The sequence below is a fragment of the Streptomyces sp. NPDC093546 genome, assembly GCF_044765045.1.
Classification (GTDB): domain Bacteria; phylum Actinomycetota; class Actinomycetes; order Streptomycetales; family Streptomycetaceae; genus Streptomyces.
Genome location: NZ_JBIWJG010000007.1, coordinates 183,734 through 201,526 on the forward strand (window position 1 = coordinate 183,734; position 17,793 = coordinate 201,526).

General features: G+C 73.6%; 18 protein-coding genes. 4 read left to right on the forward strand and 14 right to left on the reverse strand.

Annotated features, from left to right (window positions below):
* Window positions 1–83: 83 nt before the first annotated feature.
* The gene (locus ACIRNI_RS17960; RefSeq protein ID WP_355362415.1) at window positions 84–275 is read left to right on the forward strand and encodes a DUF1918 domain-containing protein; all 192 of its coding nucleotides are present in this window, start codon (window positions 84–86) and stop codon (window positions 273–275) included.
* A 62-nt stretch (window positions 276–337) separates the two neighbouring features.
* Here ACIRNI_RS17960 and ACIRNI_RS17965 read toward each other — a convergent pair whose 3' ends face one another.
* Window positions 338–1,618 (reverse strand): glycoside hydrolase family 10 protein, encoded by a 1,281-nt coding sequence (locus ACIRNI_RS17965; RefSeq protein WP_403552352.1) that lies wholly within the window; start codon window positions 1,616–1,618, stop codon window positions 338–340.
* A 160-nt stretch (window positions 1,619–1,778) separates the two neighbouring features.
* On the opposite strand from ACIRNI_RS17965, the gene ACIRNI_RS17970 reads away from it, so the two are divergent.
* Complete coding sequence (locus ACIRNI_RS17970; RefSeq protein ID WP_403552353.1) at window positions 1,779–2,639, forward strand: 3-hydroxybutyryl-CoA dehydrogenase; 861 nt, start codon at window positions 1,779–1,781, stop codon at window positions 2,637–2,639.
* A 134-nt stretch (window positions 2,640–2,773) separates the two neighbouring features.
* Window positions 2,774–3,034 (forward strand): hypothetical protein, encoded by a 261-nt coding sequence (locus ACIRNI_RS17975; RefSeq protein ID WP_355362409.1) that lies wholly within the window; start codon window positions 2,774–2,776, stop codon window positions 3,032–3,034.
* Between the two features lie 14 nt (window positions 3,035–3,048).
* Here the strand turns inward: ACIRNI_RS17975 and ACIRNI_RS17980 are convergent, their stop codons facing one another.
* The 10 genes from ACIRNI_RS17980 to infC form a co-directional block, all read right to left on the reverse strand.
* Window positions 3,049–3,579, reverse strand: coding sequence for an NUDIX hydrolase (locus tag ACIRNI_RS17980; protein ID WP_403552354.1), 531 nt, complete (start codon window positions 3,577–3,579; stop codon window positions 3,049–3,051).
* Window positions 3,580–3,630: 51 nt separating this feature from the next.
* Entirely contained in the window at window positions 3,631–4,971 is a 1,341-nt protein-coding gene (locus ACIRNI_RS17985; RefSeq protein ID WP_403552355.1) for a transcriptional regulator, read from the reverse strand.
* Window positions 4,972–5,119: 148 nt separating this feature from the next.
* A complete protein-coding gene (locus ACIRNI_RS17990; protein WP_403552535.1) occupies window positions 5,120–6,220 on the reverse strand; it encodes a PP2C family protein-serine/threonine phosphatase in 1,101 nt (366 codons plus the stop codon).
* Window positions 6,221–6,379: 159 nt separating this feature from the next.
* Complete coding sequence (gene pheT, locus ACIRNI_RS17995) at window positions 6,380–8,908, reverse strand: phenylalanine--tRNA ligase subunit beta (RefSeq protein ID WP_403552356.1); 2,529 nt, start codon at window positions 8,906–8,908, stop codon at window positions 6,380–6,382.
* Window positions 8,908–10,032, reverse strand: coding sequence for a phenylalanine--tRNA ligase subunit alpha (gene pheS, locus ACIRNI_RS18000; protein WP_403552357.1), 1,125 nt, complete (start codon window positions 10,030–10,032; stop codon window positions 8,908–8,910). Before pheS ends, pheT begins: the two co-directional genes overlap by 1 nt.
* Before the next feature lie 139 nt (window positions 10,033–10,171).
* Window positions 10,172–11,329, reverse strand: a complete 1,158-nt coding sequence (locus ACIRNI_RS18005) for an ATP-binding protein (RefSeq protein WP_403552358.1) — start codon at window positions 11,327–11,329, stop codon at window positions 10,172–10,174.
* Window positions 11,330–11,389: 60 nt separating this feature from the next.
* Window positions 11,390–12,253, reverse strand: a complete 864-nt coding sequence (locus ACIRNI_RS18010; RefSeq protein ID WP_403552536.1) for a TrmH family RNA methyltransferase — start codon at window positions 12,251–12,253, stop codon at window positions 11,390–11,392.
* A gap of 101 nt (window positions 12,254–12,354) precedes the next feature.
* Window positions 12,355–12,741 (reverse strand): 50S ribosomal protein L20, encoded by a 387-nt coding sequence (gene rplT / locus ACIRNI_RS18015; RefSeq protein ID WP_031080021.1) that lies wholly within the window; start codon window positions 12,739–12,741, stop codon window positions 12,355–12,357.
* 105 nt (window positions 12,742–12,846) lie between these two features.
* Window positions 12,847–13,041 (reverse strand): 50S ribosomal protein L35, encoded by a 195-nt coding sequence (rpmI, locus tag ACIRNI_RS18020; protein WP_010476245.1) that lies wholly within the window; start codon window positions 13,039–13,041, stop codon window positions 12,847–12,849.
* 124 nt (window positions 13,042–13,165) lie between these two features.
* Complete coding sequence (gene infC / locus ACIRNI_RS18025) at window positions 13,166–13,873, reverse strand: translation initiation factor IF-3 (protein WP_403552359.1); 708 nt, start codon at window positions 13,871–13,873, stop codon at window positions 13,166–13,168.
* 292 nt (window positions 13,874–14,165) lie between these two features.
* Here infC and ACIRNI_RS18030 point away from each other — a divergent pair, with 292 nt between their 5' ends.
* Window positions 14,166–14,573: a DUF1844 domain-containing protein gene (locus ACIRNI_RS18030; RefSeq protein ID WP_403552360.1), complete on the forward strand. Its 408-nt coding sequence runs from the start codon at window positions 14,166–14,168 to the stop codon at window positions 14,571–14,573.
* A gap of 4 nt (window positions 14,574–14,577) precedes the next feature.
* On the opposite strand, the gene ACIRNI_RS18035 is transcribed toward ACIRNI_RS18030, so the two are convergent.
* Genes ACIRNI_RS18035 through ACIRNI_RS18045 form a run of 3 tightly spaced genes read right to left on the reverse strand, consistent with a single transcriptional unit; the run spans window position 14,578 to window position 17,359 of the window.
* Window positions 14,578–15,315 carry an SseB family protein gene (locus ACIRNI_RS18035; RefSeq protein WP_403552361.1) on the reverse strand — a complete coding sequence of 246 codons (738 nt, stop codon included), beginning with the start codon at window positions 15,313–15,315 and terminating at the stop codon, window positions 14,578–14,580.
* A 20-nt stretch (window positions 15,316–15,335) separates the two neighbouring features.
* On the reverse strand, window positions 15,336–16,514 hold the full coding sequence (mycP, locus tag ACIRNI_RS18040) for a type VII secretion-associated serine protease mycosin (RefSeq protein ID WP_403552362.1): 1,179 nt from the start codon (window positions 16,512–16,514) through the stop codon (window positions 15,336–15,338).
* Window positions 16,511–17,359 (reverse strand): hypothetical protein, encoded by an 849-nt coding sequence (locus ACIRNI_RS18045; RefSeq protein WP_403552537.1) that lies wholly within the window; start codon window positions 17,357–17,359, stop codon window positions 16,511–16,513. The genes mycP and ACIRNI_RS18045 overlap by 4 nt, the downstream gene beginning before the upstream one ends.
* Window positions 17,360–17,793 lie beyond the last annotated feature (434 nt).

The following is a 17,793-nucleotide window of genomic DNA, read 5'->3' on the forward strand; positions in this document are numbered from 1 at the left end:
CACACCCTCGGACGTAGACTCCCCATACGGGACAACTCCGACAAGTCCGACGGCGCCGATGCACGGCGCGAGGAGGTCACTCGATGCACGCGAGCAAGGGCGACAAATTGACGGTCCACGGCAGGACCGTCGGCCAGCACGACCGGACGGCCGAGGTCGTCGAAGTGCTGGGAAAGGACGGCAACCCCCCGTACCGCGTCCGCTTCGAGGACGGGCACGAGACGGTGATGTCCCCCGGCCCCGACAGCGTCGTCCGGCACGACGAACCGAGGTAGGCCAACCGGCCGGCGACCCGCCGGCCGGTCAGCAGCCACCTCGACGGCCGGTCGGCGGCCGGTCAGCGCCATGGACGGGCCGGGGCCGGGTAGTGGTCGGCCACCACCCGCGCCATCGCCCCGACGCGGTCCGCCCGGACCTCCCTGGCCGCGAAGAAGACATGGCCGCGCACCTGGTCGTACCGCTCCGTCAGCGTGAGGTGGCGCGACAGCTCGGCCGGGTCCTGCCAGGGCTCGGGCTGGGCCGGGTCACCCGCCTTGTACAGCGCCTCCCCCACGTACAGCCGCACGCCCGTGTCCCGGACGACGTCGTTCCACCAGGGCACCAGCTTGGCGTAGTCGGCGGCGGCGAACCCGATGTGCCAGTAGAGCTGCGGCACCACGTAGTCGATCCAGCGCTCCTTCACCCAGGTGCGGGTGTCGGCGTGCAGGTCGTCGTACGTCTGGACGCCCGCCCGGGTGTCGGAGCCGAGCGGGTCGGTCGCGGCGTTGCGCCACACCCCGAAGGGGCTGACCCCGAAGCGGGCACGCTGCCTCGTCTCCTTGATCCGGTACGACATCTCGCGCACCAGCCGGTCGATGTTGTCCCGCCGCCAGGCGGCCCGGTCCGGGAAGCCCGCGCCGTACGCCTCGTACGCCTCGTCGTCGTCGAAGGACTGCCCGGCCACCGGGTACGGGTAGAAGTAGTCGTCGAAGTGGACGCCGTCGACCGCGTACCGGCGTACGGCGTCGAGCATGGCGTCCTGCACGAAGCGCCGCACCTCGGGCAGGCCCGGGTTGTAGTAGAGCTTCCCGCCGTACGGCACCACCCAGTCGGGGTGCACCCGGGCGGGGTGGTTCTCCGCCAGGCGCGCCGGATCGGTGTGGTTGGCCACGCGGTACGGGTTGAACCAGGCGTGCAGCTCCAGGCCGCGCCGGTGCGCCTCCTCGACGGCCGTCCCCAGCGGGTCCCAGCCGGGGTCCTTGCCCTGCACCCCGGTCAGCACGTGCGACCAGGGCTCGTACGGCGAGGGCCACAGGGCGTCGGCGGTGGGCCGCACCTGGAAGACCACCGCGTTGAGCCGCCGCTCGACGGCGGTGTCGAGGTGGGCGAGCAGTTCGGCGCGCTGTGCGTCGGCGGTCAGCCCGGGCCGGGAGGGCCAGTCCCGGCCCGCGACCGTGGCCAGCCACATCCCGCGGAAGTCCTTGCCGCCGGGTGCGCGTGCCGCGGAGGAGGCGGGCGCCGTCCGCTGCCGGGCGCCCGCGCCCGCCTCGGCCGCCGCCCAGAGCGAAGTCAGCGCCGCCGCCGCGCCCACCACCAGACCTCTTCTCCGGATACTTCCGTTCCTTCCGATCTGCCGCATTCATCGCCCCTTACCGGTTGGATTGTCCGGACGTCCCCGCAGAGCATGCCCGCCCCGGGCCGCGCCCCACCGGCCCGAACGGAGTAACGTCAGGGGGTCGAGGCGGGCGCCGGAATCACACGGGGAACCTGCCACCGGGAAGAACAGCGAAAGGCACGATGTGACCGACATCGAACGCGTCGGAGTGGTGGGCTGCGGCCAGATGGGCGCGGGCATCGCGGAGGTGTGCGCCCGCAGCGGCCTCGAGGTCAAGGTCGCCGAGACGACCGGCGAGGCGCTGGAGATCGGCCGTACCCGGCTGTACAACTCGCTCTCCAAGGCCGCCGAGCGCGGCAAGATCACCCAGGAGGAGCACGACGCGACGCTGGCCCGCCTCAGTTTCACCACCGACCTCGGCGAGTTCGCCGACCGTGACCTGGTCATCGAGGCGGTCGTGGAGAACGAGCAGGTCAAAACGGAGATCTTCCAGGTCCTCGACCAGGTCGTGACCCGTCGGGACGCGATCCTCGCCTCCAACACCTCCTCCATCCCGCTGGTGAAGCTGGCCGTGGCGACGTCCCGCCCCGACCAGGTCATCGGCATCCACTTCTTCAACCCGGCCCCGGTGCAGCAGCTCGTCGAGCTGATCCCGGCGCTCACCACCTCCGAGGGCACGCTCAGCCGCGCCCAGGCCGTGGTCGAGAAGGTGCTGGGCAAGCACGCCATCCGTGCCCAGGACCGCTCCGGTTTCGTGGTGAACGCGCTGCTGATCCCGTACCTCCTCTCCGCGATCCGGATGTTCGAGTCGGGCATCGCCAGCCGCGAGGACATCGACAACGGCATGGAGCTGGGCTGCGCCCACCCGATGGGCCCGCTGAAGCTCGCGGACCTCATCGGCCTGGACACCGTCGCCTCGGTCGCCGACTCGATGTACGCGGAGTACAAGGAGCCGCTGTACGCCGCGCCCCCGCTGCTCCAGCGGATGGTGGACGCGGGCCGGCTCGGCCGCAAGACGGGCTCGGGCTTCTACCCGTACGCGTAACGCGGCCTTCGGGGAGCGTGATTCGCACGGGGTGTGCGGAGCGTGTGCGCATATGCCCTTCGCACACGCTCCCCCCGCTCCACCAGGGGGAGTTGACTCGGCTGCGGCCCGTCAACGAAGAGGAGCGTAGAACCGTGACCACCACCGACCCCGAACACTTAGCGGCCGTCGAGGAGTTTGCAGAGCTGCGGCGCTGTCTCGACGTCGGTCTCGCCCGGATCGACGGCCAACTGGCGCTGCTCGCCCAGCGCCACGGCCAGATCGATCGCGATCTGACCGATCTGGCCTCGCGCGTCTCCGCACTGGAGCACACCAGGTGGCCCTTGCCCGCGCTGTCCGTGCTGACCGCGGTGGGTGCGCTCGCGGTCGCGGTGTGGCAGGCCCTCGGGCGCTGACGTCCGGGCGGGCCTCAGCCCAGCCGCAGATGGTGCAGCATCAGCAGCCCGGCCGCCATGTTGGCGGCCGGGACCTCGCCGCGGGCGATCATGTCGGGCACCAGCTTCAGCGGGACCCACTCGCGGCGCGAGGACTCGAAGGCGTCCTCGGGAGGCCCGGTGTAGGTGGCCTCGTCCGCCCAGTAGAGGTGATGACGGGCGTCGGTGAGGCCGTTGGACGGCTCCACGGTGAGCAGGTGCCGCAGGGGCCCCGGGCGCCAGCCCGTCTCCTCCTCCATCTCCCGCGCCGCCGCGGCCTGGACGTCCTCGCCGTCCTCGACGACCCCCGCCGCCAGCTCCCACCCCCAGCTGTCGGTGATGAAGCGGTGGCGCCACAGCAGCAGCACCTCGTTGGCCTCGTTGACGGCGGTCGCCACCGCGACCGGGCGCAGCCGGATGAGGAAGTGGTCGAGGTGCCGGCCGTCGGGGAGTGCGACGTCCGCGAGGTTCACCTTGAACCAGCGGTTCTCATACACGGTTTGTTCGTTTAAGTTCGTCCACTGCACAGTTCTGCCACCTTCCGACACGTAGGTGGCAATATCGCAGCAGGTGCGGGGTCACAGGGGAACGCGCAACGCCCCGTCGATGAGCTCGGCCGCCTCCCGCGCCTCACCGCACCCGCTCGCCACCAGGTGCTCCCGCACCGCGCGCAGCCGGTCCCGCAGCCGCAGCGACTCCATCCCCCGGGCCCGCTCGGCCATCTCCACGGCGGTCCGCGCGGCGCGATCGGCCTCGCCCTGCCGCAGCTCGATCTGGCTGAGCATCGCCAGCCGGTGGACCCTGCCCCGGTCGTGCGCCGGCGTGCGCACGGCGGCCGCCGCGTGCTCCCGGGCGCCGCTCAGGTCCCCCAGGCTGAGCAGCGCCTCCGCGACCTGCACATTGACCAGCCCGGGCTGGACGTAGCCGGTCTCGTCGGGCTCGCGCCCCGGCCGGATCCGGTCCGCCTCCGCCTCCGCGTGCCGGATGCACCGCAGCGCCCCGGCACCGTCGCCGAGGTGCGCGTACGCCTTCGCCTGCATGGCGTACAGGTCGGCGGTGAGCGCCGGGGTGATCTGCCCGCCCGCGGTGCGCAGCGCCGCCTCCGCGAACGCCACCGCCTGCCGGTGCTCCCCCAGGAACAGCGACTGGTTGACCAGCAGCGCGATCACATACGCACCGAGCCCGCGGTCCCCGCTCGCCTTCGCCAGCCGCAGCGCCTGGTGGAAGTAGCGCTGCGCGAGCCCGTGCGCGTCGGAGTCATACGCGCAGATGCCGGCCACCGCCACCAGGCCGCCGGTGGCGCGGTGCAGCTGCCGGCCGAGGGCGTCGCTGTAGGAGCCGCGCAGCAGCGGCGCGGTCTCGGCGTTGAGGAACCCGACGATCCGGGCGCGCGTGGCGATGCCGCCCGCCTTGCGGTACATCAGCTCGTAGTGCGCCCGGGCGGCGCGCAGCATCTGGATGTCGCCGTCCGAGACGTGCGTCTGCCCGTCGCGCGAGACGTCCGCGTCCTCGGGAGGGTTCTCCCACTCCCACACGGGCATCACGGCGGGCGTGCCGGTGACGGCCGGGGCGCCCAGTATGTGCGGCCGCTGCTGCTCGTCCGAGCGCCACAGGGCGGTCGCCCGCTCGACGAAACCGGACAGCGGCGAGCCGTGCCCGGCGGCGGTGTCACCGGCCACGCCGAGGCCGACGTCGTCGAGCGTGACCGGCCGGTGCAGCCGGGCGCTCAGCACCTCGCAGATCAGGTCCGGCACCTGGCCGCGCGGACGCTGGCCCTTCAACCACCGGGCCACCGCGGTGTGTTCGTACCGCAGCGCCATGCCTCTGGCGCGGCCGGCCTGGTTCACGTGCGCGGCGAGGCCGGCGTGGGAGATGCCCGCCTCGTCGAGCAGGGCGTCGAGCAGGGTGTTGGGCTGCATGGGGCCCCTCCGATGCCTCGGTGCGGCCAGCGTAGTGCAGGCGCGTTCGCACGGGGTGTGAACCAAGTGCCCCGGTCCGTGCCCCGCGTACGCTCCCGCCCTGCCGCGGGCGCCGGTTGACTGAGCTGTCTCTCACAGAGGCGGCGGGTCACCGGCTCCCCCTCGTACAGTTGCGGTGGCCCGTCGCGCGCCGTCCGTCCTGCCGGATCTGCCCGATACTCCGCGGCAGGGCGGGCGGCGCCAACGACGGGCGGCCGACGTCGTTGCGCAGGACGACCAGGGCGACGTCGTCGGTCAGCCGCCCGCCGGTGTGCCGCAGCAGCGCCGCGTGCACGCGCTGCACGACCGCCGTCGGCGGCGCGCCCGTCCGCGCGGCCCGTTCCAGCACCTCCTCCAGCCGGAAGAACCGCCCCTCCCGGTCCCTCGCGTCCTCGGCGCCGTCCGTGTGCAGGAACAGCGCCTGCCCCGGCAGCAGCCGGGTGCACCGCTGCGCGGGCAGCTCGTCGGGGAGCGGGAAGACACCCAGCGGCGGCAGGGGGTCGCCCGCCGCGACCGGTTCCGCACCGGGGCCGAGCCGGTAGGGCCAGGGGTGCCCGCAGTTGAGCGCCCGCACCTCGCCGTCCCGGGCTACCTCCAGCAGCAGGACGGTGACGAACTCCTCCGCCGACGGGCTGAGCGGGTTCCAGCAGCCGGAGGCCGGGTGCTCGTGGCGCGCCCGCTCGCGCAGGTGCCGCGCCAGCGCCCGGTCCAGCCTCCGCAGTACGCCGCCGAGTTCCGGCTCGTCGTGCGCGGCCTCCCGGAAGCTGCCGAGGACGGCGGCCACCGCGCCCAGGGCGCCGAGCCCATGACCGCGTACGTCCCCGATGACGACGCGCACGCCGTACGGCGTGGCCACCGCCTCGTACAGGTCGCCGCCCACGGCCGCGCCCGGGGCGGCGGAGAGCTGGCCCGCGGCGACGGACAGGCCGTCCAGCCGGGGCGGCAGCGGGCGCAGCAGCACCTGCTGCGTGGCCTGCGCGATGGCCCTGACCTGCCGCAGCTCCCGCGCCAGTCCCCGCCAGAGGCCCCAGATGAGCCCGGTGCCCACGGTGAAGAAGACGACGCTGGTGGCGAGCCGGGTGGGCAGGCTCTCCTGCTGGGCCAGCGGGCAGGTGAGCTTCCACAGCACGGCGACCCCGCCCCAGAGGGTGGGCAGCGCGAGCGGGACGGGCGAGGCGGGGTGGCGAGGCCGGGATCGCGTACGGGCCATACGGATCATGCGGACCGCCCTTCTTCAGGCCCCTGTCGCGGTCGGGACGATTCTGTCGATCGTCGCCGTCGCGGGGCGAGGTCCACCAGACTTCCCACTCGAACGAGTGAGGGGCATGGCCGGTGTTCCGGCCATGCCCCTCATCGTGCTTCGGATCGGTCAGGCGCCGCGCAGCACCGCGCCCGTCCGCTCGGCGGCCAGCGCCACCGCGGTGTCACGGGCGGCCGAGGCCTCCTCGACGGTCAGCGTGCGGTCGGCGGCGCGGAAGCGCAGCGCGTACGCCAGCGACTTCCTGCCCTCGCCGATCTGCTCGCCCTCGAAGACGTCGAACAGCCGGAGGGACTCCAGCAGTTCGCCCGCGCCCTCGCGCAGCGCGCGCTCGACGTCGGCGGCCGGCACGTCCTTGCCGACGACCAGCGCGACGTCCTGCGTGGCGACCGGGAACGTCGAGATCCGCGGCGCGCGCAGGGCACCGCCCGAGGAGCGCTCGACGGTGTCGAGGTTCAGCTCCATCGCGCACGTACGGGCGGGCAGGTGCAGCGCCTTGACGACGCGCGGGTGCAGCTCACCGGCGTACCCGACGACCTGCTCCTCGCCCTCCACGACGACCGCCAGCTCGGCGCAGCGGCCCGGGTGCCACGGGCCGTACTGGCCCTGGCGGACGACGAGCTCGGCGCCGGCCTCGCGGGCGACGCTCCGCGCGGCCTCGACCGCGTCGGCCCAGTCGGCCGGGCGGTCCCGGCCCCACCAGCCGGCCTGCTCGCGCGCGCCGGCGAGGACGACCGCGACGTGGCGCGGCTGCTCGGGGAGCGGGGCGTTGAGGGCCGCGATCTCCTCGTCGGTGGGACGGCGGTCGACGGGCAGGACCACGGCGGTGCCGGCCTCGGCGGCCGGGTGGAAGACCAGCCCGGTCTCGAAGAGCGCCAGGTCGTGGCTGCCGCGCCCGTCGTTGCGGCGCAGGGCGCCGAGCAGCCCGGGCAGCAGCGTGGTGCGCAGCGCCGGCTCTTCGTCGGAGAGCGGGTTGACGAGCTTCACGACCTTGCGATTCGGGTCGTCCGCCGCCAGGCCCAGCTGGTCGAAGACCTGCTCGGCGACGAACGGGTAGTTCGGCGCCTCGACGTACCCGGCGCCCGCGAGGACCCGCCCGACGCGGCGGTGCAGCCGCTGCCGCGCGGTCAGGCCGCGGCCGGCCGGGGGCTTCGGCAGCGTGGACGGGAGGTTCTCGTACCCCTCCAGCCGGATGACCTCTTCGGCAAGGTCGTTCGGGTGGGCGAGGTCCGGGCGCCACGACGGGACGGTGACGGTCAGCTCGTCCTGCCCCAGGACGTCGCAGCCGACCTCCTGGAGGCGGCGGACGACGGTCTCGCGGCCGTAGACGACACCGGCGACGCGGTCGGGGTGGTCGGCGGCCATCGTCACCGTGCGCGGGGCGGACGGCGCGATGATCTCGGTGACGCCGGCCTCGGCGGTGCCGCCCGCGAGCAGGACCAGCAGGTCCACGGTGCGCTGCGCGGCAGCGGCGGCGGCCTGCGGGTCGACGCCGCGCTCGAAGCGCCGGGACGCCTCGGAGGACAGCTTGTGGCGGCGCGCGGTGCGGGCGATGGCGACCGGGTCGAAGTGGGCGGCCTCGATGACGACCTCGGTGGTGCCGCGCACCTCGCCGGTCTCGGGGTCGGTGACGGAGTCGGCGATCTCGGTGTTCGCGCCGCCCATCACGCCCGCGAGGCCGATGGGCCCGCGCTCGTCCGTGATCACCAGGTCCTCGGCGTCGAGGACGCGCTTGACGCCGTCGAGGGTGGTGAACTTCTCGCCCTCCTCCGCGCGGCGCACGCCGATCGCGCCCTGGACGCGGGTGCGGTCGTACGCGTGCAGCGGCTGGCCGAGCTCGAGCATCACGTAGTTGGTGACGTCGACGGCGAGCGAGATCGGGCGCATGCCGGCCTTCTGGAGGCGGCGCCGCAGCCAGATCGGGGAGCGCGCCTCGGGGTCGAGCCCGACGACGGTGCGCGCGGTGAAGCGGTCGCAGCCGACGGGGTCGGAGACCTTCACGGGGTAGCCGTACGCGTTCGGCGCGGGCACGTCGAGCAGCGCCGGGTCGCGCAGCGGCAGGCCGTAGGCGGTGGCGGCCTCGCGGGCGACGCCGCGCATCGACAGGCAGTAGCCGCGGTCGGGCGTGACGGCGATGTCGAGGACCTCGTCGTACAGCTCCAGCAGCTCGGTGGCGTCGATGCCGATCTCGATCTCCGGCGGCAGCACGATGATGCCGTGCGTGCCGTCGTCGCCCATGCCGAGCTCGTCGGTGGAGCAGATCATGCCGCGGGACATCCGGCCGTACGTCTTGCGCTCGGCGATCCGGAAGTCGCCGGGGAGCACGGCGCCGGGCAGGGCCACGACGACCTTGTCGCCCTCGGCGAAGTTGCGGGCGCCGCAGATGATCTCCTGGGGCTCGCCGGTGCCGTTGGCCTGGCCGACGTTGACGGTGCAGAAGCGGATGGGCTTCTTGAACTCGGTCAGCTCCTCGATGGTGAGGACCTGGCCGACGACCAGCGGGCCCGTGAGCCCGGCGCCGAGCTGCTCGACGGTCTCGACCTCCAGGCCCGCCGACACCAGCTTTGCCTGTACGTCACGGCCGGTTTCCGTCGCCGGCAGGTCGACGTACTCCCGCAGCCACGAAAGCGGGACCCGCATCAGATCTCCATCCCGAACGGCCGGGTGAACCGGACGTCACCCTCGACCATGTCTCGCATGTCTTCGACGTTGTGGCGGAACATCAGCATCCGCTCGATGCCGAACCCGAAGGCGAAGCCGCTGTACTTCTCCGGGTCCACGCCGCAGGCGGTCAGCACCTTGGGGTTGACCATGCCGCAGCCGCCGAGCTCGATCCAGCCCTCGCTGGAGCAGGTGCGGCAGGGGCGCTCCGGGTTGCCGACGGACTCGCCGCGGCACACGTAGCAGACCATGTCCATCTCGGCGGACGGCTCGGTGAAGGGGAAGAAGTTCGGCCGCAGCCGGGTCTTCATGCCCTCACCGCCGAAGAGCGCCTGGACCATGTGGTCGAGGGTGCCCTTGAGGTCGGCCATGGTCAGGCCCTCGTCGACGGCGAGCAGCTCGACCTGGTGGAAGACCGGGGTGTGCGTGGCGTCCAGCTCGTCCGTGCGGTACACGCGGCCGGGGCAGATCACGTACACCGGGGGCTCGCGGTCCAGCATGGAGCGGACCTGGACCGGCGAGGTGTGCGTGCGCAGCACGACACCCGAGCCGGAGGTGCCCTCGGCGTCGGCGACGAAGAAGGTGTCCTGCTCACCGCGGGCGGGGTGGTCGACGGCGATGTTCAGCGCGTCGAAGTTGAGCCACTCGGACTCGACCTCGGGGCCCTCGGCGACCTCGTAGCCCATGGCGACGAAGACGTCCTCGATGCGCTCCATGAGGGTGGTCAGCGGGTGGCGGGCGCCGGCCGGGACGCGGTCGTACGGAAGGGTGACGTCCACCGCCTCCTCGACCAGGACGCGCGTGTCGCGCTCGGCCTCCAGCTCGGCCTGGCGGGCGGACAGTGCCTTGTTCACGGCACCGCGGGCCTGGCCCACGCGCTTGCCGGCCTCGGCCTTGGCGTGCGGGGGCAGGGCTCCGATCTCCCGGTTGGCGAGCGCCAGCGGCGAGGTGGGGCCGGTCTGCGCGACCTTCGCCTCGTGCAACGCGTCGAGGTCGCCGGCGGCGGCGAAGGCGGCGAGCGCCTCGTCCCGCATGCGCTCGATCTCTTCCGGTTTCAGTGCCTCGACCTCAACAGGGTCGTACGACTTATTGGGTGCCGACATCTCTTCCGTACTTCCGATGGGCTGGCTGGGGACCCCGCTCGACGACCGAGGACGCAAAGGTGCCAAAGGACGAGTCTAACGGGGGATGGAGTGGCGGATGCGCCGAGGATCAGCCCGTGGACACCTGCGCGGCCTTCCGTTACGCCAGGTAGGCCGGGGCGCCCACGGGCAGCGTAAATCGGAACTCGGCGCCGCCGGCCGGTCCGCGGCCGACGGTGATCGTCCCGCCGTGCGCCTCGACGATGCCCTTGACGATGTACAGGCCGAGGCCGGTCCCGCCGCGCTTGCTCCCCCGCCAGAAGCGGGTGAAGACACGGCCCATCGACTCCTCGGGGATGCCGGGGCCTTCGTCGCTCACGGTGACCGCCGTTCCCTTCTCGTCGTCGCCGGCGCCGGTGGGTGCCACCTCGATGGTGACGGTTCCCTCGCCGTGGCGCACCGCATTTTCGAGGAGGTTGCCGAGGACCTGGTCGATCTTGTCGGGGTCGGCCCACAGGTCGGGCAGCGGGCGGCGTACGCGGACGAAGAAGCGGTCCGGGGACTGGCCGCGCGCGGTGTGCGCCTGGATGTGGCGGCCGATGGCCGCGGCGATGTCGACGGGCTGGCGGCGCACCTCGAGGCGGCCGGAGTCTATTCGCGAGATGTCGAGCAGCTCGGCGATGAGCCGGGTGACGCGGCCCGCGTCGGCGTCGACGGTCTCCAGCATCAGCCGCTTCTGGTCGTCGGTGAACCGCTCCCACTTGGCGAGGAGCGTGGCGGTGAAGCCCTTGACGGAGGTGAGCGGGGAGCGCAGCTCGTGGGCGACGGTGGCGATCAGCTCGGCGTGGCTGCGTTCGGTACGGCGCCGGGCCTCGGTGCCGCGCAGGGTGACGACGACCTTCCGGACCGGGCCCAGGGGGTGCTCGCGCACGTAGCGGGCGGCGACCAGGACCTCCCGGTTGCCGGGCAGCAGCAGGTTGCGCTCGGGCTGGCCGCCTCGGATGGCGAGCCCGCCGTACGGGTCGGTCAGCGCCCACCAGCGGCGCCCTTTGAGGTCCTCCAGGGGGAGGGCCTCCTCCAGCGGGCGCCCGAGGGCCGCGTCGCGGCGGACGGCGGTGAGGCGCTCGGCCGCGGCGTTGAAGCAGACCACGGTGCCGTGCCGGTCGGCGATGACCAGGCCGTCGGGGAGGTCGTCGGGCTCGTACCCGCAGGCGTACGCGCCCGCGGCGTCGGGTTCGGCGAGCGCGCTGGTCTCGGCGGGCGCGTTGAGTAAAGCGCCCCGCGTCGTCGCCGACGGCCTGCTCGTCCCGGGCGTCATCCCCGAATCCCACCCCTCCGTACCGCACAGTGGGCCGTTCCCCCGCGGCCCGCCAGCCTACTAGCTGGAGGTGACGGAGCGGCACCCTCCGGCAGCGCGCTGCGCACGCGCGGAGCCGTAGAGGCATACGGCGGCGGCGGTCGCCAGGTTCAGGCTCTCGGCCTTGCCGTGGATCGGTACGCGAACGACCGCGTCGGCGAGGGCGCGGGTCTCCTCGGGGAGGCCCCAGGCCTCGTTGCCGAAGATCCAGGCGGTGGGGCCGCCCATGGTGCCCGCGTCGAGCTCGGCGTCCAGGTCGGCCTCGCCCGCCCCGTCGGCGGCGAGGATCCGCACCCCGGCGCTCCGGAGTCCGGCGACGGCCTGCTCGACGGGGACGCCCACCGCGACCGGCAGGTGGAAGACGGAGCCGACGGAGGCGCGTACCGCCTTGGGGTTGTACAGGTCGACCGAGGCGTCGGTGAGGACCACGGCGTCGGCACCGGCCGCGTCGGCGCAGCGCAGCACGGTGCCGGCGTTGCCGGGGTCGCGTACGTGGGCGAGGACGGCGACGAGCTTGGGGCGGTTCTTGAGGATCTCCTCGAACGGCGAGTCCAGGAACCGGCAGACCCCGAGGAGGCCCTGCGGGGTCACGGTCTGCGAGACCTCGGCGAGGACGGCGTCGGAGGCGTGGTGGACGCGGGCGCCGGCGGCGCGGGCGGCCTCGACGATGTCGGCGTACCGCTCGGCGGCCTCGACGGTGGTGAAGAGCTCGATCAGCGTCGGCTCACCGCCGCCGCGGTGGGCGACGGCCTCCCGCACGGCCTGCGGGCCCTCGGCGATGAACCGCCGCTCCTTGCCCCGGAAGTTCCGCTTGGCGAGCCGCCGGGCGGCGATGACGCGCGGGGAGCGGGGGGAGATCGGCTCGGGGAGCTCGGGGGTGCCCATGGTGGTCGGCGGCTCTCTTCTCGTACGCACGGGGGTCGAACAGACCGGACCCGCAGGCTCGCGGCCTGCGGGTCCGGGAGGAAGAACTGCGGCCTGGGAGATCAGGCGGCGGCCTTCGGGGCGTTGACGTCGCTCGGGAGCGCCTTCTGGGCGGCCTCGACGAGCGCGGCGAACGCGTTGGCGTCGTTGACGGCCAGCTCGGCCAGGATCTTGCGGTCCACCTCGATGTTGGCGGCCTTCAGACCCTGGATGAAGCGGTTGTAGGTGATGCCGTTGGCGCGGGCAGCGGCGTTGATGCGCTGGATCCACAGCTGACGGAAGTCGCCCTTGCGCTTCTTGCGGTCGTTGTAGTTGTAGACGAGGGAGTGGGTGACCTGCTCCTTCGCCTTGCGGTACAGGCGCGAGCGCTGGCCGCGGTAACCGCTGGCCTGCTCGAGGATCGCCCGGCGCTTCTTGTGGGCGTTGACTGCCCGCTTGACGCGTGCCACGTGTTAACTCCTTGTAGCGGGGTCGTGGTTGGACTCACACGACCCGGAAACGAATGGATCCCGGCGGTGACCGGATGCCCCCGTCACCGAGGGCGGGAGGTCAAGTCAGATGCCCAGCATCTTCTTGATCTTGGCGCTGTCACCCGGGGCCATCTCGGCGTTGCCGGTGAGGCGACGCGTCAGCTTGGACGACTTGTGCTCGAGCAGGTGGCGCTTGCCGGCGCGCTCGCGCAGCACCTTGCCGGAGCCGGTGATCTTGAAGCGCTTCTTGGCACCGCTGTGCGTCTTGTTCTTCGGCATAGCGCCGTTCTCTCCTCGTCAGTGGCGCTCCCAGCCGGTCCGGGGACCGGCACGCGGGAGCGTCAGGTGTATCGGTTGAGTCCCGGGCGGATGCCCCGGACACAGGCCCTCGGGGTCCTCGGGCCTACTGGGCGGACTCCGCCTCGGCGGGCTGCTCCACCTCGGTGGGCTCGTCCGCCTGAGCGGGCTGGCCCTGGCGCTCCGCCTTGCGGGCGGCCTGCGCCTCGCGGGCCTCGGCCATGGCCTCGGTCTTCTTCTTGTGCGGACCGAGAACCATGATCATGTTGCGGCCGTCCTGCTTCGGGTTCGACTCGATGAAGCCGAGGTCCTGGACGTCCTCCGCCAGCCGCTGCAGCAGTCGGTAGCCGAGCTCCGGCCGGGACTGCTCGCGACCACGGAACATGATCGTGATCTTGACCTTGTCGCCCTGCTTGAGGAACCGGACGACGTGACCCTTCTTGGTGTCGTAGTCGTGCGGGTCGATCTTCGGCCGGAGCTTCATTTCCTTGATGACCGTGTGCGCCTGGTTCTTGCGCGCCTCACGGGCCTTCATGGCCGACTCGTACTTGAACTTGCCGTAGTCCATGAGCTTGCAGACCGGCGGCCGTGCGGACGCCGCGACCTCAACCAGGTCCAGGTCGTACTCCTGCGCAAGCTCCAGCGCCTTGGCGAGCGGCACAATGCCCACCTGCTCGCCGCTGGGACCGACAAGTCGCACCTCGGGAACGCGAATCCGGTCGTTGATGCGGGGCTCGGTGCTGATGGATCCTCCTCGGTAGCACCACGCGACCGCCTGGCGGACGGACGCGTAACGTCTGTTTTGTGAGACCAACCGCGCCGGTGCATGAAAAATGCCCCGGACGGGACACAGGCGGGGCTCCTCGTCATACCGGAGCACCGCCACGGGTGTACCGCGGGGCGCGCATTCGGATGGCCCCATCGTCCGTACGGAACGATGGTCGCCACCTGACCGGTGACCCGCCGTCCCGGAGGACGGTCAGGTGGGAGAGCGGAGCCTCCACTTGTGGGCCGGAGCACGAGTCGTGTCCAGCCGGTCGTCACACCAGGTTAGCAGCTCCCGGGGGGTGCGGCTAACTGTGAGGCCTGCGCCTATCGTGGGCGTCATGAGTGACGCCACGCCGAGCAACGCCTCCGCCTCCTCCCCCGCCTCCGCCTCCGCACCGGAGACGGCCGGGACGACCGACTTCGAGACCATGACCCGCGACATCGCGGAGGTGCCCGCGGTCGAGGTGATCGTCACGGTCGCCGTCAACCTGATGAGCGCCGCGGCCGTCAAGCTCGGTCTCACCGAGGAGGGCGACGCGTACAAGGACCTCGACGAGGCGCGCAAGCTGATCCACGCGCTGGCGGGTCTGCTGGACGCGGGCGTGACGGAGATCAGCTCGTTCCACGCGGCGCCGCTGCGCGACGGGCTGAAGTCGCTGCAGCTGGCGTTCCGCGAGGCGTCGATCGTGCCGGACGAGCCGGGTCAGGGGCCGGGCGAGAAGTACACGGGTCCCGTGTACGGCTGACCGCTCACCGCTTGACGTAGAAGGGCTCGCCAGGGGGCGTGGCCTCGGCCGGCAGCAGCGCCAGGTCCAGGCCCCGCACCAGGCGGGCCCTCAGTGTTTCGTCGGCCGCGAGCGCGCGGGCCACGCGCTGGGCGGTCTCGGCGGGCGGCGCGGCCGGACCGGTGACGAGCGCGAGCGTGCCGTCCGCGCCGCCGCCGGACACCAGGTACGCGCGGAGCACGGCGGGCTCGGCGGCCACCACGGCGCGTACCGCCTCGGTGACGGCGGGGTCCGCGAGCGGGTCGGTCGTCGTGCGCCCCTCGGCGGCGGCGAGCAGCGCGCGGCCGGTCAGCTGGTACGGCACCGGTCCCGCGAGGTCCAGCACCAGCGTGTCGGCCTTCTCGTGGGCGGCCGCCTGGAGCGCCTGGTGCAGCGGTACGGCGACGGGGCGCGCGGCCGGGTCCCACAGGGCCAGCGACGCGATCGACGTGAACGCGGGCAGGGCGCGGCGGTCGCCGGCGGTGAGCGTCGGCACGGCCATGTCGCTGGTCTTCTCGCGGCGCAGCCCGGTCTCCTCGTCCTCCTCGACCTCGCCGAGGACGGCGACGACGGGAACCAGCAGCCGGGCGCCCTTGAGCGCCGCGAGCACGCGCGGCTCGGCCGACCGGTCCTCGGCCCAGGCCGCCAGCGCGGCCGTGAGCTCGGGGTCGGCGGTGCCGTCGTCGTCGGAGAAACCGGGGTCGGGGATGTTCTTGAGCGCCACGCGTCGAGCCTATCCGGGGGTCAGTACCCGCTCGCGCGGCCCCCTCGCCACAGCACGACCGCGACGATCACCAGCAGCACGCCGACGCCGCCGGTGACGGGTGCGAGCAGCCCGGTGCCCGCCCCCTCCTCGGGCGCGGGGCTCGGGCCGGTGCCGAAGTAGCGCTTGGCGTAGCCGGACGTGGCGGCCTTCGGGTCGGCCGGGCGCAGCCTGCTCCCCGCCTCGATCGCGGCGGCGGGGTCGACCGTGCCGTACCCCTTGTCGTCGTCGTGGCCGCCGCCCCTGGGGCGGTCGCGGGCCGTGTCGGCGAGGAGCTTCTTGATCTGCGCGGGGGTCAGTTCGGGGTGGGCGGCGCGGACCAGGGCGACGGCTCCGGAGACGAACGCGGAGGCGGCGCTGGTGCCCCAGCCCTGGTAGTACTTGCGGTCGGGGTCGGGGATGACGATGTCGACGCCGGGCGCGCTGACGGTGGCGTACCAGCGGCTGGTGGAGAAGGCGGCGTGGGTGCCGTAGCGGTCGACGGCGGTGACGGCGATGACGCCGGGGTAGGCGGCGGGGTACGAGATGTGGTCGCCCTTCTCGCCGCCGTTGCCGGCGGAGGCGACGACGACCACGCCCTTGGAGAGGGCGTACTGGACCGCGGCGTCCTCACCGGCGTCGGGGTGGGCGGACTCGCTGTCGTCGCCGAGGGAGAGGTTGATGACGTCCGCGCCCTGGTCGACGGCCCAGCGGATGCCCTTGGCGAGGGCGGTGCCGCGCGTGGCGCGGGCCTTGGTCCGGGCGGGGTCGGAGCCTTCGAGGATGACGCGGACGGGGAGGATCTTCGCCTCGGGCGCGATACCGAGGACGCCGTCCTGGCCGCCGCGCCCATGGCCGTGACCGGCGATGATCCCGGCCATGGCGGTGCCGTGGCGGGCCCAGGCGCGCTCGCCGCGGCCGGCGCCGAAGCCGATGAGGTCCTTGCCCGGCAGGACGTTGCCCGCGAGGTCGGGGTGGGTGTCGTCGACGCCCGTGTCGAGGACCGCGACGGTGACACCCGCGCCCTTGGTCGTACGCCAGGCCTGGGTGGTGTGCATGGCCTCCAGGCCCCACTGCTGGGCGCGGATCGCGTCGGCGTGGGCGGGGGCGGCGGGCAGCAACGCGAAGCCGACGGCGGCGAGGGCGGCGGTGAGGGCGCGGGCGCGGGGGCGGCGTCTCACCGCGGCTCCTGGGTGCTGGTGGCCTTGGCGAGGGTGGTGCGCAGTCCGCGCTCGACGCGGTCGGCTATGCCCTTGGCCTCGTGGCCGAGGCCGGCCTGCGCGGACGCGGTCGTCTGGCCCTCCGCCATGGCCTCGGTGGCGGGCTGCGGGTCGGGGACGGTGCGGCCGTCGGCGAAGCCGGAGACGGCGTACACGATCACCGGTGCCTCGGTGAGGACGCTCACCCGCCAGCTGGCGCGCTGCTTGTCGCCGAAGCCGGCGGCGACGGTGCCGGGGGCCGGGAGGGTGCGGGGCATCAGGTCGGCGCGCTCGTCGAGGCTCTCGTCGCCGAAGCGGGCCCTGAGGGCGGTCATGGCGGTGGCATCGGCCTCGGTGAAGACCATGCCGACGGTGGTGACGCTGGTCGAGGTGGCGTCGGTGTACGTGGCGCGCAGCACGCGTGCGCAGCCGACGGGGCGCAGCGCCTTGAGGAGCAGCGGGTCGAGCGCGCCCGCGCAGGGGCCGTCGGGCGCCACGGCCACACGCGTCCACACCCGGTCGGCGCGGCCGGGTCCGGCGCCGTCGCCCTTGAGGGTGCGGGGGAAGAGGGTGTCGACGGGGACGCTGTGCCAGAGGGTGCGGGCCTCGGTGTACGCGGTACGGGTGGCCGGGTCGGGGCCCGAGTCCCCGGCGAGCCACGCACCGGCCACGGCGCCGCCGATCAGTCCGAGCCCGAGCACCAGGCACGCGACGGCCACCCCGGCGCGCGCCGGGTGCCGGTCGCGGACGGGGCGCAGGCGGGTGGTCTGCTCCACGGGCGCCTCGGGGGGCAGCGGCCCCCAGTACGGGTGCGCGGCGTGGGGCAGGGCCCCCTGGGGCGGGGTGCCCTGGGGTGGGCCGGAGGGCGCCGGCCCGAGGTTGACGGCCCCGACGGGCAGCCGCCGCGAGGGCGCGGGGGCCCCGGCCGTACCGGACGTACCGGACTGCTGCGGCACGGGCCGGAGGCGGGCGGTGGACTCGGCGCCCGGCTCCTGCCGCACGGGCCGCAGGCGCGCGGTGGTCTCGGCGGGGGCGGGCTGCTGCGGCTGTTCCGGTCCCGTCGGGCGCGGGGGCCCGGCCGGGGGCTGTGCGTGCGGTACGCCGGGGGCGCGCGGCGGCTCCTGGGCGGCGGCGGGCGCGGGCAGGGGGGCGGCGGGGCGCGGCGGGGTGGACTGCGCGGTGCCCGGCGCAGTGCCCGGCGCGAGCGGCGGCAGCGGGGCGGAGGCGGAGGTACGCGGCGGCGTGGCCGACGGCGCGCTCT